Genomic DNA, 13,353 nt, shown 5'->3' with positions numbered 1-13,353 from the left:
GAAGCGGGCGATCGGCCGTTTCAATTCGTGTGTCATGACGTTGCGCTCCTCTCCTCGATGGGGCCGGCGGATCAGCGAACGCCTCACGGTCATCACCTATACGGGACGCCGCTCGGGACGCACCTTCAGCACACCCGTCGCCTTCCAGCGCGTGGCCGACACCGTCACGATCGGTGTTCAGTTTCCCGACGCCAAGACGTGGTGGCGCAACTTCCTGGGGGCGGGCGGGCCGATATCGCTGCAGCTGGACGGCGTCGATCGTGCGGGGCACGCGGTCGCGAGACGTGACGAAGCGGGTCGTGTCACCGTCACCGTCCGTCTGGACGGCTGACAGACCCAACGGCTGACAGCCCCGTACGCGGGTCGACGCGCTCCATGCGCGCCGTCCGGACGACCTTGGACGTGTCCACCGTCCGAACGACCTCGAACGACGAGCGGGCCCCCGCTTTTCAGCGGAATCTGGCGTGGAACCCCGGGCGTTTACGCCCGGGAGGAAACGACAGCGCGGGAGGGCCTCCAGGCCCGAACGGTGCCGTGACGGCTGGTTCACGTGAGCAGATCAGTCCGGCCGTTTCCGGCTTTCGATGTACTCCTTGATGATCGACAGTGGGGCGCCGCCGCAGGAGGCGGCGACGTAGGACGGGGACCAGAAATGCCCGCCCCACAGATATCGACGCACGTGCGGGCCGAACTCTTCGCGCAGGAGCCGGGCCGAGACGCCCTTGAGGGAGTTGACCAGGACCGACAGGGCCACTTTGGGCAGGTAGCCGACCAGCAAGTGCACATGATCGTGCTCGCCGTTGAACTCGACCGGGACGGCGCCGACGTTGTCGCCTACCTCGATCATGATGGCTTCACCGCGGTGCGGCATCTCGCCGGTGAACACTTTCCGCCGGTATGCGGGAGTGAAGACCAACTGCGCATGGAGGCTGTAGACGACGGTGCGGCCCCTGCGGATATCGGGATCAGGATTTCACTGCGGCGACAGGGGCCGAAGGATAGTGTGTGCGATTGTGAAACTGGTGGTGCTGGTGAAGCTCCTGCCGACGCCCGAGCAGGCAGCGGCGCTGGAGGCGACCCTGCGCGCGGTCAACGCGGCCGCCTGCCAGGTCTCCCGCCAGGCCCACGAGCGGCGCACGTTTCGCAACCACGACCTGCGCAAGCACACCTACACGCAGATCAAGGACGAGTACGGGCTGGCCGCCCAGGCCGCGCAGCACGTCATCAAGAAGGTCGCCGACGCCTACGCCACCCTGCACGCCAACCTCCGGGCCGGGAACCTGGGCAAGGTGGGCTCTGCCCGCCGGGCACGGGCCGAATCCACGTCGATCCGGCTTTCACCTCCCAGCAGTGCTCCTCATGTGGGCAGGTGGACCGCAGGAACCGGCTCGATCAAGCCTCTTTCTCGTGTACGTCGTGCGGCTTCGCTGAGCACGCGGACGTCAACGCAGCCCGCAACATCGCACGCGGTGAGATGGGCTGGGCAGTGAGTCACGCTGCCTGACGCGGACCGGACCGTCGAAGCCATCGACGGCGAGGAGCTGCAAGCTCGGTCGTTTACGGCCGAGAAGCTGACATGTCCGTCCGGAGCGGAGCCTCGAAGCGGGTCAGCCAGGTGGTGAGCAGTGATTCGAGGTGTGCGGCCTCCTCGGGGGCCAACTCGTCGAGGAGGCGGCGTTCGTTGCGCATGTGCTCGGCGAACGCCCGGTCGATCAGTTCCCTGCCGGCGTCGGTGAGTGCGACCACCCGTCCGCGGCCGTCGCTCTCGCTCGGGCGGCGGGTGACCAGTCCGTCGCGTTCGAGCCGGTCGATGCGTTTGGTCATCGCGCCGGTGGTGACCATGGTGAAGGCGGCGAGCTCTCCGGGGGCGCGCTCGAAGGGCGGTCCGCCGCGTCGCAGGGTGGCGAGGACGTCGAACTCTCCCTCGCCGAGCCCGTAGCGCCGGTAGACGACGCAGAGTTGTTCGGTGAGGTGTCCGGCGAGGCGGTGCAGGCGCCCGATCACCCCCTGCGGGCTCACATCCAGGTCCGGCCGCTCGCGGGCCCACTCCTGCTGGATGCGGGCCACGTGGTCCAGGGGTTCGCTCATGTCTGGAGTGTAGCTTCCAGGGAAGCTATATTGTCTTCCATGGAAGCTAATTTCCGCTGGACGTCGGTCACGGCGATGGCGCCGATCGCGTGGGGGACGACCTACTTCGTCACCCACCAGTTCCTCCCGCCCGGCTATCCGCTGTATGGGGCGGTCATCAGGGCGCTGCCCGCGGGACTGCTGCTCCTCCTCATCGGCAGGAGGCTTCCCCGGGGGACGTGGTGGTGGAAGTCCCTGGTCCTCGGGACTCTCAACATGAGCGCGTTCTTCGCGCTCGTCTACCTGGCGGCCCAGCTGCTCCCGACGAGCGTCGCCTCGACGATCATGGCGACGTCGCCCATCGTGATGATGCTCCTGGCCTGGTCACTGCTCTCGGAGCGCCCGCGGGTGCTGCACCTGGCCGGAGCCGGCGTCGGCATCGCGGGGGTCTGCCTCATGCTGCTCACCGGTGCGACCGCCGCCGACCCCCTCGGCGTTCTCGCGTCCGTCGCGGCCATGGTGATGTCGTCGTTCGGATACGTGCTGACCAAGAGGTGGAGCAGCGAGGTCGACGTGCTTTCCTCGACCTCGTGGCAGCTCGTCGCCGGAGGGCTCGTCCTGCTGCCCTTCGCCGTCGCGGTGGAGGGCGCCCCGCCGAGCCTGGACGGACCCGAGACCCTCTGGTTCGTCTATCTCAGCGTCGTCGCGACGGCACTCGCCTTCGTCGCCTGGTTCACCGGACTGCGACACCTGACGGCGGGAACGGTGGGACTCGTCGGGCTGCTGAACCCGGTGACCGGGGTGCTGCTCGGCACGGTGATCGCCGCGGAGGTGCTCACCGCGCGACAGCTCTGCGGGCTGGCGCTGGCCCTTTTCGGGATCCTTCTCGGGCAACCCGTCGCGGCACGCCTCGCCGCGTTCGTCCCGGCCGGCAGGAAACACCGGACGCGCCCGGTGGACCGGTCAGGGGGTGCGGCGCAGGGGCGGACGCCGGGCCCAAGTGGCCCAGCGCCAGAGCCACTCCAGCGGGCCCTGGCGGTAGCGGCGCAACCAGAGCGTGGACACCAGCCACTGGGGGACGAGAACGGCTCCCGAGATCAGGAGCACCGTCGCCGATGACCAGTCGTCCGGCGAGCCGCCCACGAGGCGGGCGGCCCCCAGGACGAGGAGCGTGGCCGACAGGTAGTTGGTCAGCGCCATCCGGCCCAGCGGCGAGAAGACCCCCAGCAGCACCGGCCGGAACGGCGTCCTGAGCGCGAGCAGCAGGACACACACGTACAGGCCCGCCATCAGCAGTCCGGCGAGGCCGAACCAGGTGTTGAAGTACGCCTCGTCGGCCCGCGTCCCGACCTGCAGCCACACGGCGGGCACCGCCCCCGCCGCGAAGAGCAGGGCGAGCGCGGCCGGGACACGCACCGAGCGCTCCAGCCGGTCGATCACGCCGTACCGGGTCAGCGCCGAGCCCAGCAGGAACAGTCCCGGCACCAGCGGCACCCCGTTGCCGCCCAGGATCAACGGCGTCGCGACGAGGACGGCGGCGAGCCCGGCGACGGCCCGGCGCGGCGACCAGGTCGAGGGCAGCAGCACCACCAGGCCGACGACGGCGTAGACGGTGAGGATGTCGCCCCGCCACAGCAGGAACATGTGCGCCAGGCCCACGGCGAGCAGGACCAGGAGCCGACGCAGCAGGAGCACCCGGGGGCGGGGGGCGTGGCGTCCCGCGGAGTCCAGCAGCAGCGAGAAGCCGACGCCGAACAGCACCGAGAAGATCGGGAAGAAGCGCTGGTCGACGAAGAGGCCCAGCCCCAGCCAGGAGTCGTCCTGACCAGCCGTCACCAACGGCCGCATGGCGTCCGTGGTGTGGATCATGTGGGCGATCGGCTTGACGTTGGCGAGCAGGATTCCGCACAGGGCGAACCCGCGCAGCACGTCGAGCGCGACGACCCGCGACCGGCCGGAGGAGGTCGTCATGGGGTGCCCCTGTCCGGTGGCATCCGGCGTCGGGGGAAGAGTTTCGGGTGGCATGGGACCCCATCCTGCGGACCCGAGCTCGCTCCCATATCGGCAGAAAGCAGGGAAAGGACCGTACTTTCGGCCGGTACTGGCCGGCGGGGTGCCTCGCCTAGCCTGAACGCCGTGCGTGTTCCCGATCGGTTCAAGACGGCGGCCGACGCCGGGCTCGGCGTCGTGTTCGCGGTCGCCGTGGCCTTCCAGGCGTACCAGGTCGCCGGCAGCTGGGGCGCCGAGCACTCGCCGTTCGGCGCGGTGGTTGCGGCCTCGGTGTGCGCGCTCGCCCTGATGCGCCGCCGCGACCCGCTGTGGATCGCCGTCGCCGGTCTGGCCGTGGCCGCGCTCGCCGTCCTCGCCACCCGCCTCGTCCACCTGCCCGCGGAACCCAGTCCCGCCGCGTCCCTGGGGCTCGCGGTGCTCGTCGGCTCCGCGGTCAGGACACTGCCCGTCCGCGCGGCCTGCGCGGTGGGCGCCGGAGGTCTGGCCGTGGTGGCGAGTGGTTTTCTCGCCAACCCGGGCTCGGCCGTGCCGGTGCTGAACGGTCTGCTCTGGCTCGCCGCCGTGGTGACCGGGACCGGTCTGCGGCTGCTCGCCGTCCGGCGGCGTACCGTCGCCGAGCGGATACGGCGTGCCGAACGCCTTGAACTGGCCAGGGAGCTGCACGACGTCGTCGCCCACCATGTCACCAGCATCGTGCTCCAGGCCCAGGCCGCCCAGCTCGTCACCGCCAGGCACCCGGAGAAGGCGACCGACTCCCTCGCCGACATCGAAACGGCGGGCTCGGAGGCCCTGGCTGCCACCCGTCGCGCGGTCGGTCTCCTGCGCGACGCCGCTCTTGCCGCCGCTCCCGACGCCGGGGGCCGCGAACGGGCCGGGGGCCGCGAACGGCTCGGCGAGCTCGGCGAGCACCGATGACACCGCCCGTACCTGCCGGAGGGCGTCGGTGCCGTACGTGCCGTACGGTGCCGTTCGTGTCCGTCAGGGCACCTCGGCGTCGGACGACACCGCCCGAGCCCGGCAGGGGGCGCGGATGACCATCCGGGTGCTGCTCGCCGACGACCAGGCGATGATCCGGGCCAGCCTGCGGACCATTCTCGAAGACCAGCCGGACATCACCGTGGTCGCCGAGGCCGGCGACGGTGTCGAAACGATCGAGCAGGCACGCAGGACGCGTCCGGACGTGTGCCTGGTGGACATCCAGATGCCCCGCCTCGACGGGATCGAGGTCGCCCGCACCCTGGCGGAGGCCCCGACCAAGGTGGTGATGGTCACCACGTTCGACCTGGACGAGTACGTCCACGGCGCACTGCGCTACGGCGCGGCCGGATTCGTGCTGAAGGACGCGGGCCCGCGCCTGCTGGTCGAGGCCGTACGGGCCGCGTACACCGGCGACGCGCTCATCTCACCGTCCATCACGCTGCGACTGCTGCACCACCTCGCCGACCGCGGAGCCCGAACCGAGATCCGCGTGCCCGCGCGGCCCCTGACCGCGCGGGAGACCGAGATCGTCCGGGCGATCGGCAGGGGACACACCAACCAGGAGATCGCCGACGGGTTGTTCATCTCGCTGAGCACGGTGAAGGGGTACGTCTCGGGCATCATGGTCAAGCTCGGTGTGCGCAACCGGGTCGAGATCGTGGCCTGGGCCTGGGAGAGCCGCCTGATGGACGCGAGATAACACGGATCGACAGGGGCGCCTTGGAGGACGATCCGATAACCGGTCGGCATCGGATGCGGTGATAACCGCGACATGCGGGATCAATCATCGGGTAGGCATGCCCCATGGCTTCTTCATCTTCCTCACGGCACGAGGGGTGGTTACTGGCTGGGCGGTACCGCCTCGTGGCAGGGCTGGGCAAAGGCGGCATGGCCACGGTGTGGCAGGCCCACGACGAGCTGCTCGATCGTGAGGTCGCGGTCAAGGAGGTCGCGATCCCGGACCACCTGACCGTGCCGGAGCGCGAGGTCCTGCTGGAGCGCACCATGCGGGAGGCTCGCCTCGCCGCGCGGCTGAGCCACCCCAACATCGCCGCGGTGTACGACGTGGTGCGGGCCGACGACGACTGCCTGTGGATCGTGATGCAGCTCGTGCGCTCACGCAACCTCGCCGAGATCCTCGCGGAGGAGGGACCTCTGCTCGCTCCCACCGCCGCGCGCATCGGGCTGGAGGTGCTGTCGGCGCTGGAGGCCGCCCACGAGGTCGGCATCACACACCGCGACGTCAAACCCGCCAACATCCTGTTCACCGATGACGGGCACGCGATCCTGACCGACTTCGGGCTCGCCATCGCCGTCGACGAGGATGTGTCGCTCACCAGTGTGGGAATGGTGGTGGGCACGCCCGCCTACATCGCCCCCGAGCGTGCCGCCGGTCTCGAATCGAACGAGGAAAGCGACCTGTGGTCCTTCGGGGCCACCCTGTACGCCGCCGTTGAGGGCCGTTCCGCGTTCGGACGAGGCAGCGCACTCGCCACCCTCGCCGCCGTACTGACGGCCGACCCCGAACCGTTCCGGAACGCCGGTCCTCTGGCGCCCGTCATCACCGGCCTGCTCGAAAAGGATCCCGCCCGGCGCACCGACATCGCCCGTGCCAGGACACAGCTGGAGGAGGTGGCCACGCTCTGGGAGTGGGAGGCGGGCAGCACCGACGCACCTCTCCTCGCCGCTCGCGTCGCGGAGCCGACCCTCGACCAGGGGCCCACCGGCCGGTCCGAGGCCGACCTGCGTTCCACGGGGCAGTACCTCCGCGAGGACGCCGACCGTCACACGGATCGGCACCTTCGCGAGGACGCCGGTCGCCGTTCCACGGGGGGCCGCGCCCGTGAGGACGCCCGGCACACCCCGGTGCGTCAGCGCAACACCGAACGTCGGCACCTGGCGGCGGGTGTCGCGGCCCTGGCCGTCGGCATCATCGTCGCCGCCGCCGTCACCGCCGAATGGCGCGGTGCGGGGACGAGCGGGGCAGGCGGGCCTGAGCGGGGCGCTCCCTCCGGTGCCGCCTCCGTCGCGACGCCGCAACCCTTCGGTACCCCGGGGCCCTCGAAGACCCCGGAGACCACAGAGACCACGGAGACCCCGGAGCCCTCGAAGACACGGCAGGTGCTCGACGAACGGCAATCCACCGTCGTGTCTCGCCGCACAGGACAGACCGAGGCCGCCCCCAGGACGGCCACCGGGGCTCCCAGGGCCGGCACGTCCGGACCTGCCGTGAAGAAGGCGAACCCGAACAAGTACCGGAATCCGGCGCAGCGCGGCAAAGGCCAAGGAAGCAACCAGGGGAACCAGGGGAATGGCAAGAACAACTAGCCGGCCCGCTCAGGCGTGCGTTTCGCGGACGAGGCGAAGGCGTCGGCCCGTTCTCCTTCCGGAGAGAGGCCATACCGTCCGCTCCGTGCCGGAGATTCCCTGGTGCACACCGGCATGCCGGTGTTCACGCGGCGTCGCTCCCCGGGTGGCTCGTCACCCGTCCGTTTGAACTCCTCCCCGGCCTGAAGGCCGGAGATTCTCCCGTCACGTCGCGGTCAAGCGGCGCGCGGGGGTTGACGCTTCACAGACCGGGTAACCCCTGAGTCTCCACGTCCTGCCACCACAGTTCCTGCGGCGGTTTCGATATTGATCGCGGCGTTGGTGTCGGCGTGACCGGTCCACCCGCATGCGCGGTTGGTGCAGGAGAACCTGATCCCGTCGCGGGCGGCCGGGTCGCGGTGACGGCATCGGTGGCAGGTCTGCGACGTGCCTGCCGCCGGGACTTTCACCACCCGGCCGCCGCGATCAGCGGTCTTGTACTCCAGCATGGTGACGGTTCGGCCCCAGGCTTCGCCGCTGATCGCCCGGTTCAGCCCGGCTTTCTGTGCGATGTTACGGCCGGGCTGCTCGGCGGTGCCGCGTGCTGAGCGGATCATGTTGGTGATCTGCAGGTCTTCCACCCCGATCTCACTGAACGCTTCGGCGAGTTCGGTGCTGGTCTGGTGCTGCCAGCAGACGGCTCGGCGCTTGGCTGTCGCGCGGAGCCTGCCGATCTGGCGGTAGGTGCGGGCCTGCCGGTTCGAGATCGGCTGGCCCGTGCGATGGGTGGCCCGTTGCCGGGCGGCCTTCTTCTCCAACCGGCGCAGCCGTTCTTTCTCCCCCTCACTCAGCCACGGCCCATGTTCACGGGTGGTGCCGTCCGACATGGCCAGGGCGACGTTGATGCCCCGGTCGATACCGATCCGGCCACCCGGATGCGGTGCCGGGATCACGGCTGGGATCTCGGCACGAAAGACGATCTGCCAGCCGTAGGCGTCCTTGACCAGCCGGGCACCGGTGATCCGCCCGGCTGGCCCGCCTCGGGTGACGCCGGGCAGGTCTTTGGTCCACCGGAACCGGACCCGGCCGACTTTGGGCAGGTTGACCGCTCCCCACCGCCGGTTGATCCTCCCGATGTGCAGGTCACGGGCTTGGGGAACGTCCACCGCCATCCGGGAACGCCGGGACTTGAACGTCGGACGTTCGGCCGGATGGTCGGGGTTGAAGAAGTTCACCCATGCCTGCCGGTAGGTCTTCAGCACCGCCTGGGCGGCCTGGGCGGGAAGCCGGGCCATCCAGTCGATCTGGTGGCGGGCGACCCGGATTGCCTGGTCGCACGCTTTCACCGGAGCCAGTCGGCCCTGGCGGAACGTGGTGTATTCGTGCAGCAGGTTCCATAGCGTGCGAGCGGTGTGCGCCTGACCGTCCAGCAGCGCGCTTTGCGCGGCGGTCAGGTCGAGACGCGCCACGTGCGCCCGGACCCGCTTCTCCTGCTTCACTCGATGATCGTAGCGTTTGGTTTATGTCACCGCGATGGGAACCGAATCCCGATGTCCGCACCGGACGCCATGTCGTCTACAGCCTTCACGTTCATTTGGTGTTCGTCACAAAATACCGGCGTGGGGTGTTCACCGACGCGATGCTGACCCGCTGCGAGGAGATCATGCGGGAGGTGTGCACGGACTTCGAGGCCGAACTCCGCGAGTTCAACGGCGAACAAGACCATGTCCACCTGCTCGTCCACTACCCACCCAAAGTGGCCCTCTCGAAACTGGTCAACAGCCTCAAAGGCGTCTCGGCGCGCCTGCTCCGCAAGGAATACACCTCCCACGTCCGCCAATATCTGTGGGGCGGGCATTTCTGGTCCGGCTCCTACTTCGCCGGATCGGTGGGTGGAGCACCGCTGACGGTCCTGCGCCAGTACATCGAGCAGCAGCAACGACCACTTTGAGCAAGGCAGACGCCGGTTCGCCTGGCGGCGAATCGGCTATTCCTGCCCCGCTACGCGGGACGGCCGGCTTCACCCCCGGCCTGAAGGCCGGAGCACTGCCGACGAACTTGGTAGAGACAGAACGGGTGCCCGGCGGGATCGAGAAGGACTCGGACGTCGTCCTGCGGCTGGTGGGCGGCGAGTGTCGCGCCCTCTCCGAGCGCGTGGGCCACCGCGTCGTGAAGGTCGCCGACCTCCAGGTCGAGGTGCATCATCATCTGCTGCGAGCCGTCGGCGGACGGCCAGACCGGGCGTACGTAGTCGGTGGAGGTTTGGAACGCCAGATACGCTCCCTCGTCGGCCGGTGCGACCGTGACCCAGTCGACTTCGTCCTTGGTGATCCTCCAGTCGAGAAGGCGCGCGTAGAACCGCGCGAGCGCCTGGGCGTCGGGTGCGTCGAGCACCACGCCCCAGCTGTGAGCAGTCGATCGTCCACGCATGGCCGCGTGCTGCCCGGAAAGACGTTCGGATAACCCCTGACGACAAAGGGTGCGGGTGCCCGTGTCGCCCGTACCGGTCCATGAGGACCGGCAACTTCGCCGAGCGCGGGTGGCGGGTGTCCGTGCCGCCCGAACCCGTGCCGCCCGAACCCGTGCCGCCCGGCGGGCCGGCCGTCACCGGCGCCCCCGGGACGGTGGATCACCAGGCGACGGGGAACGCCGACAGGCCGTACACGACGTTGAACGAACGAAACTCCGGCTCGCCCGCCTCGCGCAGCCCGGGGAAACGGTCGAACAGGGCGGAGAACGCGATGCGCATCTCCATCCGGGCCAGCGGAGCCCCGATGCAGTGGTGCGCGCCGTAACCGAACGCGACGTGGGCCAGGTCGGGCCGTTCGATGTCGAGCCGCTCCGGGTCCTCGGTCAGCGCCGGGTCGCGGTTGGCGGCGGGCAGGGAGACCACCACGACGTCGCCCTTCGCGATCGGCACGCCGCTGATCTCGGTGTCGGCCATGGCCACCTTGGTGGCGCCCTGGTGGACGATCGTCAGCCAGCGCAGCAGCTCCTCGACCAGGCCGCCGGCCCTGCCGGGGTCCTCGCGGAACAGGTCGAGCTGGTCGGGGTGTCGCAGCAACGCCAGCGTGCCCAGACCGATCATGTTGGCCGTCGTCTCATGCCCGGCGACCAGCAACAACCCGCCGATGCCGACCAGTTCGTCGGTCGTGAGGTCATCGCCGTGTTCGCGGACCAGCATGCCGATCAGGTCCTCACCCGGTTCGGCCCGCGCCCGCCCGACCAGCCCGGTCATGTAGGCGACCAACTCCATCTGAGCCCTTCCGCGCTCCTCGGGCGAGCGGTTGAAGTCGAGGACCACGATGCTGTTGGCCTGGAAGGAGTCTCGGTCCTCGTAGGGCACCCCGAGCAGTTCGCAGATGACCAGCGCGGGAATCGGGGTGGCGAACCGGGAGATGAGATCGGCCGGCGCGCCGGTACGCTCCATCGCGTCCAGGTGGTCGGCGACGATCTCGCGGACCCGGGGCTCCAGCCGACGGATACGGCGCATGGTGAACTCGGGGGTCAGCATGCGCCGTAACCGGGTGTGGTCGGGCGGATCCATCATCAGCAGCGCACCCGCGCGGATACGTTTGGCCTGCTCCTCACTCATCGGCGGCAGGTTGATGCCGCTGGCGTAGCTGAACAGCTCGGCGTTCCTGAGTACGGCGCGCACGTCGTCGTAACGGGTGACCAGCCAGGCCTCCTGGCCGTAGGGCGTGGGAACACGCCGCAGGCCGGGTTCCTCGCGGGCGGTGGCGAGTTCGGGATCGGGGTGAAACTCCTGGCGGCGCATGTGAAGGGGCAGCATGTCGGCTCCTGAGGGGGATCGGCTACCCCACAAGATCTCGTCAATGGAACGAGTGTGCAATCCCAGCCGGACCAGGCACTCGACGGTGTCCTTCGCGGTCGTCGGAGAGGGGCGAGGGAACCCGCCGCAGGAGCGTGGCGCTCACCGCTGAGGAGGGCTCCCACGGTGAGGGCGGACAGCCGGTCCGCCTCGGCGGGCGCGTTGAGCCGGGCCGCCGCCGGGCCACCCTCGGCGTCCTCCAGCGCGACCTTCGCCTCTCGGCCATGCGCCCGGCGCCTTGGGCGCCTCGTCAAGGCTTGAGATCGAGCTGGATCTGGTAGACGGTGCTCAGGAGGCGCTCGAAGTCGGCGACGACGGCCTCGCCGTACTCGCCGGTGTCGCGAATCCGGATCTTCAGAGGGTGTCCGAGATGCTCGGCGGTGATCCGGTAGCGGCCGATGGGCACGTCCATCAGTCCCGAGCCGTCGCCGCCGCGCTCGGCCCGGCGGGTGATGACCTCGCCGGCCGAGCCGTCGATCAACGGCCCCTGCGGAGTCAGGGTGAGCGTGACGTCCTCGTCCTGCAGGAAGGTCTGCGGGTTCTGCGGGTTGTAGAACTCCAGGTGGAAGAGGAGCATGCCGCCGTAGAAACCCAGCCCGTCGGATCGCTCACCGGTGAGCCGCCAGGTGAAGTCGCGGATCGCACCGTCCGCACCGGCGAAGGAGGCGTCGTCGTGGGGGGTCAGGTCCATCGTGTAGGCGCGGCCCTCGAAGCGGCGGGTCACGGTGCCGGTCACCCGGAAGGTGGCCGCGGCGACGTCGCTGCTCACCCGGTAGCGGCCGTCCTTGTCGGTCGTCACGACCAGGTTGCTGTTGTACAGCAGCTGGTTGTCGGCGACGATCTCCGCGCCCGGGACGGGCCTGCCCGCCGCGTCGACGACCCGCCCCTTGAGCACTCCGGCCTCGACCTGCTCCGCCCCGGCCTGCCGCTCCGCGGTGGTCTCTCGCCCGGCATCCGCCGTACCCGTCATCCGTTCCTCGCCTTCCAACGCGCAGCCACTCAGGGCCGCGATGAGAACACCCACGACAACCACTTCTCGCACGCCGGTGACCCTAGGCGCACGATCTTGTAATTCACTTGGAAGTGACGGTCCGGCGGATCGTCCGCGCGCTGCCCGCCTCGGTCGTGCCGCCGCCGCGAAGACCGCCTGATGCTCGGAGTCCGGATCGAGGGGACCGCGAGGCCCTATCGTGTCCGGCGCGGTCCTCACGAATCGGGGACGACACGGAACGATTGGAGTCACGGATCAGTCATGGACACCCAGGTCACCTATCCGCACGGCGACGTGCGCGGAGTTTCGCGGGTGGTCTCGACCACGGCGCTCGACGGCGGCTACGGCGTGGTCACGGCGGAGACCCCCTTCCATCCGCTGGACCACACCTGGCCTGACCAGCCCGCCGACCGGGGGACCGTGAACGGGCTGCCGGTCCTCGACTGCGTGACCGGTGCGTCGGACGGCGAGCGGCTCTATCTGGGGGAGGAGATCCCGGTGCGGCGCGGCGCCGAGGGCTGGGACTGGCTCGTGGTGCACGTTCTGGAGCAACCGGTCACCGGGGACGCCGGACCGGTCGTGCTGGCCGTCGACGAGGCGTACCGCTCGGCGCTCTCCGCCGGGCACACCGCGTGCCACCTCACCGCCCTGGCCCTCAACGCGGCACTGGCCGACCGGTGGCGCAAGGAGGTGAAGCCCGACTCGCTCGGCCGTCCCGACTTCGACCAGGCGGCGATCACCACGTCGCGGATCGTGGAACACGGCAGCAGCGATGTCTACCGCCTGGGCAAGTCCCTGCGGAGAAAGGGGTTCGAGGCGGGGGACCTCGACCTCGGCGACCTCACCCGGCGGATCGACGAGCAGCTCATGGAGTGGATCGCGGCCGACGCGCCGGTCACGGTCGACAGCCCGTCCCCGTCCCTGTCGGGGCGGCGGACGTGGCGTTGCTCGCTGCCCGAGGGCGAGGCGAGCATCCCCTGCGGTGGGACGCACGTCTCCCGAACCTCCGAACTGGGCTCCGTGCGCGTCTCCCTCTCCCTCCAGGACGCGGAGCTCACGATGCGCAGCATCGTGAGCCCTCCCTCGTGACAGCGGAAGGACACTGAAGGACGCAGAAGAACACCGAAGAACACCGAAGAACACCGAATCATCCCGGAACGGGATCATC

14 protein-coding genes and 1 pseudogene are annotated in these 13,353 nt (G+C 69.7%); 8 read left to right on the top strand and 7 right to left on the bottom strand.

Annotation, left to right across the window (positions count from 1 at the left end):
- Positions 1 to 34: 34 nt before the first annotated feature.
- Positions 35 to 331, top strand: coding sequence for a hypothetical protein (locus ABT352_RS10455; RefSeq protein ID WP_350944156.1), 297 nt, complete (start codon positions 35 to 37; stop codon positions 329 to 331).
- 228 nt (positions 332 to 559) lie between these two features.
- Here the strand turns inward: ABT352_RS10455 and tnpA (ABT352_RS10450) are convergent, their stop codons facing one another.
- Entirely contained in the window at positions 560 to 958 is a 399-nt protein-coding gene (tnpA, locus tag ABT352_RS10450; RefSeq protein ID WP_350944258.1) for an IS200/IS605 family transposase, read from the bottom strand.
- Here tnpA (ABT352_RS10450) and ABT352_RS10445 point away from each other — a divergent pair.
- Positions 923 to 1,504, top strand: a complete 582-nt coding sequence (locus ABT352_RS10445; protein ID WP_350944256.1) for a zinc ribbon domain-containing protein — start codon at positions 923 to 925, stop codon at positions 1,502 to 1,504. The genes tnpA (ABT352_RS10450) and ABT352_RS10445 overlap by 36 nt on opposite strands.
- A 53-nt stretch (positions 1,505 to 1,557) precedes the next feature.
- Here ABT352_RS10445 and ABT352_RS10440 read toward each other — a convergent pair whose 3' ends face one another.
- Positions 1,558 to 2,088, bottom strand: a complete 531-nt coding sequence (locus ABT352_RS10440; protein WP_350944155.1) for a MarR family winged helix-turn-helix transcriptional regulator — start codon at positions 2,086 to 2,088, stop codon at positions 1,558 to 1,560.
- A gap of 39 nt (positions 2,089 to 2,127) precedes the next feature.
- Between ABT352_RS10440 and ABT352_RS10435 the strand changes: the two are divergent.
- Positions 2,128 to 2,895 (top strand): annotated as a pseudogene (locus ABT352_RS10435) (EamA family transporter); the annotation flags it as partial.
- Positions 2,896 to 3,030: 135 nt separating this feature from the next.
- On the opposite strand, the gene ABT352_RS10430 reads toward ABT352_RS10435, so the two are convergent.
- Positions 3,031 to 4,038: a DUF418 domain-containing protein gene (locus ABT352_RS10430; RefSeq protein WP_350944154.1), complete on the bottom strand. Its 1,008-nt coding sequence runs from the start codon at positions 4,036 to 4,038 to the stop codon at positions 3,031 to 3,033.
- A gap of 165 nt (positions 4,039 to 4,203) precedes the next feature.
- On the opposite strand from ABT352_RS10430, the gene ABT352_RS10425 reads away from it, so the two are divergent.
- The 3 genes from ABT352_RS10425 to ABT352_RS10415 all read left to right on the top strand — a co-directional run bounded on the left by ABT352_RS10425 (position 4,204) and on the right by ABT352_RS10415 (position 7,383).
- Entirely contained in the window at positions 4,204 to 4,992 is a 789-nt protein-coding gene (locus ABT352_RS10425) for a histidine kinase (protein WP_350944153.1), read from the top strand.
- Positions 4,993 to 5,107: 115 nt separating this feature from the next.
- Positions 5,108 to 5,755, top strand: a complete 648-nt coding sequence (locus ABT352_RS10420) for a response regulator (protein ID WP_350944254.1) — start codon at positions 5,108 to 5,110, stop codon at positions 5,753 to 5,755.
- Positions 5,756 to 5,859: 104 nt separating this feature from the next.
- Positions 5,860 to 7,383 carry a serine/threonine-protein kinase gene (locus ABT352_RS10415; RefSeq protein WP_350944152.1) on the top strand — a complete coding sequence of 508 codons (1,524 nt, stop codon included), beginning with the start codon at positions 5,860 to 5,862 and terminating at the stop codon, positions 7,381 to 7,383.
- A gap of 215 nt (positions 7,384 to 7,598) precedes the next feature.
- On the opposite strand, the gene ABT352_RS10410 is transcribed toward ABT352_RS10415, so the two are convergent.
- On the bottom strand, positions 7,599 to 8,861 hold the full coding sequence (locus ABT352_RS10410) for an RNA-guided endonuclease InsQ/TnpB family protein (protein WP_350944151.1): 1,263 nt from the start codon (positions 8,859 to 8,861) through the stop codon (positions 7,599 to 7,601).
- Between the two features lie 23 nt (positions 8,862 to 8,884).
- On the opposite strand from ABT352_RS10410, the gene tnpA (ABT352_RS10405) reads away from it, so the two are divergent.
- The gene (tnpA, locus tag ABT352_RS10405; protein ID WP_350944150.1) at positions 8,885 to 9,313 is read left to right on the top strand and encodes an IS200/IS605 family transposase; all 429 of its coding nucleotides are present in this window, start codon (positions 8,885 to 8,887) and stop codon (positions 9,311 to 9,313) included.
- A gap of 50 nt (positions 9,314 to 9,363) precedes the next feature.
- On the opposite strand, the gene ABT352_RS10400 is transcribed toward tnpA (ABT352_RS10405), so the two are convergent.
- From ABT352_RS10400 to ABT352_RS10390, 3 genes are all read right to left on the bottom strand, one after another.
- Positions 9,364 to 9,792 carry a VOC family protein gene (locus ABT352_RS10400; protein WP_350944148.1) on the bottom strand — a complete coding sequence of 143 codons (429 nt, stop codon included), beginning with the start codon at positions 9,790 to 9,792 and terminating at the stop codon, positions 9,364 to 9,366.
- A 199-nt stretch (positions 9,793 to 9,991) separates the two neighbouring features.
- Positions 9,992 to 11,155 carry a cytochrome P450 gene (locus ABT352_RS10395; RefSeq protein ID WP_350944146.1) on the bottom strand — a complete coding sequence of 388 codons (1,164 nt, stop codon included), beginning with the start codon at positions 11,153 to 11,155 and terminating at the stop codon, positions 9,992 to 9,994.
- Between the two features lie 289 nt (positions 11,156 to 11,444).
- The gene (locus tag ABT352_RS10390; protein WP_350944144.1) at positions 11,445 to 12,236 is read right to left on the bottom strand and encodes a carboxypeptidase-like regulatory domain-containing protein; all 792 of its coding nucleotides are present in this window, start codon (positions 12,234 to 12,236) and stop codon (positions 11,445 to 11,447) included.
- A gap of 210 nt (positions 12,237 to 12,446) precedes the next feature.
- Between ABT352_RS10390 and ABT352_RS10385 the strand changes: the two genes are divergently transcribed.
- Positions 12,447 to 13,274, top strand: a complete 828-nt coding sequence (locus ABT352_RS10385) for an alanyl-tRNA editing protein (RefSeq protein ID WP_350944142.1) — start codon at positions 12,447 to 12,449, stop codon at positions 13,272 to 13,274.
- Positions 13,275 to 13,353: the final 79 nt, after the last annotated feature.

This window comes from Streptosporangium sp. NPDC000563 (assembly GCF_040299985.1).
GTDB lineage: Bacteria > Actinomycetota > Actinomycetes > Streptosporangiales > Streptosporangiaceae > Streptosporangium.
The sequence above is the reverse complement of the archived record's forward strand: the minus strand, read 5'-3'. Positions and strand labels throughout refer to the sequence as shown.

What these genes read in the sequence shown, in the direction of transcription:
- ABT352_RS10455 (WP_350944156.1), top strand. Translation starts at nt 35, where the DNA reads ATGACGTTGCGCTCCTCTCCTCGATGGGGCCGGCGGATCAGCGAACGC.
- ABT352_RS10445 (WP_350944256.1), top strand. Translation starts at nt 923, where the DNA reads ATGGAGGCTGTAGACGACGGTGCGGCCCCTGCGGATATCGGGATCAGG.
- ABT352_RS10440 (WP_350944155.1), bottom strand. Translation starts at nt 2,088, where the DNA reads ATGAGCGAACCCCTGGACCACGTGGCCCGCATCCAGCAGGAGTGGGCC.
- ABT352_RS10430 (WP_350944154.1), bottom strand. Translation starts at nt 4,038, where the DNA reads ATGACGACCTCCTCCGGCCGGTCGCGGGTCGTCGCGCTCGACGTGCTG.
- ABT352_RS10420 (WP_350944254.1), top strand. Translation starts at nt 5,108, where the DNA reads ATGACCATCCGGGTGCTGCTCGCCGACGACCAGGCGATGATCCGGGCC.
- ABT352_RS10415 (WP_350944152.1), top strand. Translation starts at nt 5,860, where the DNA reads ATGGCTTCTTCATCTTCCTCACGGCACGAGGGGTGGTTACTGGCTGGG.
- tnpA (WP_350944150.1), top strand. Translation starts at nt 8,885, where the DNA reads ATGTCACCGCGATGGGAACCGAATCCCGATGTCCGCACCGGACGCCAT.
- ABT352_RS10400 (WP_350944148.1), bottom strand. Translation starts at nt 9,792, where the DNA reads ATGCGTGGACGATCGACTGCTCACAGCTGGGGCGTGGTGCTCGACGCA.
- ABT352_RS10395 (WP_350944146.1), bottom strand. Translation starts at nt 11,155, where the DNA reads ATGCTGCCCCTTCACATGCGCCGCCAGGAGTTTCACCCCGATCCCGAA.
- ABT352_RS10385 (WP_350944142.1), top strand. Translation starts at nt 12,447, where the DNA reads ATGGACACCCAGGTCACCTATCCGCACGGCGACGTGCGCGGAGTTTCG.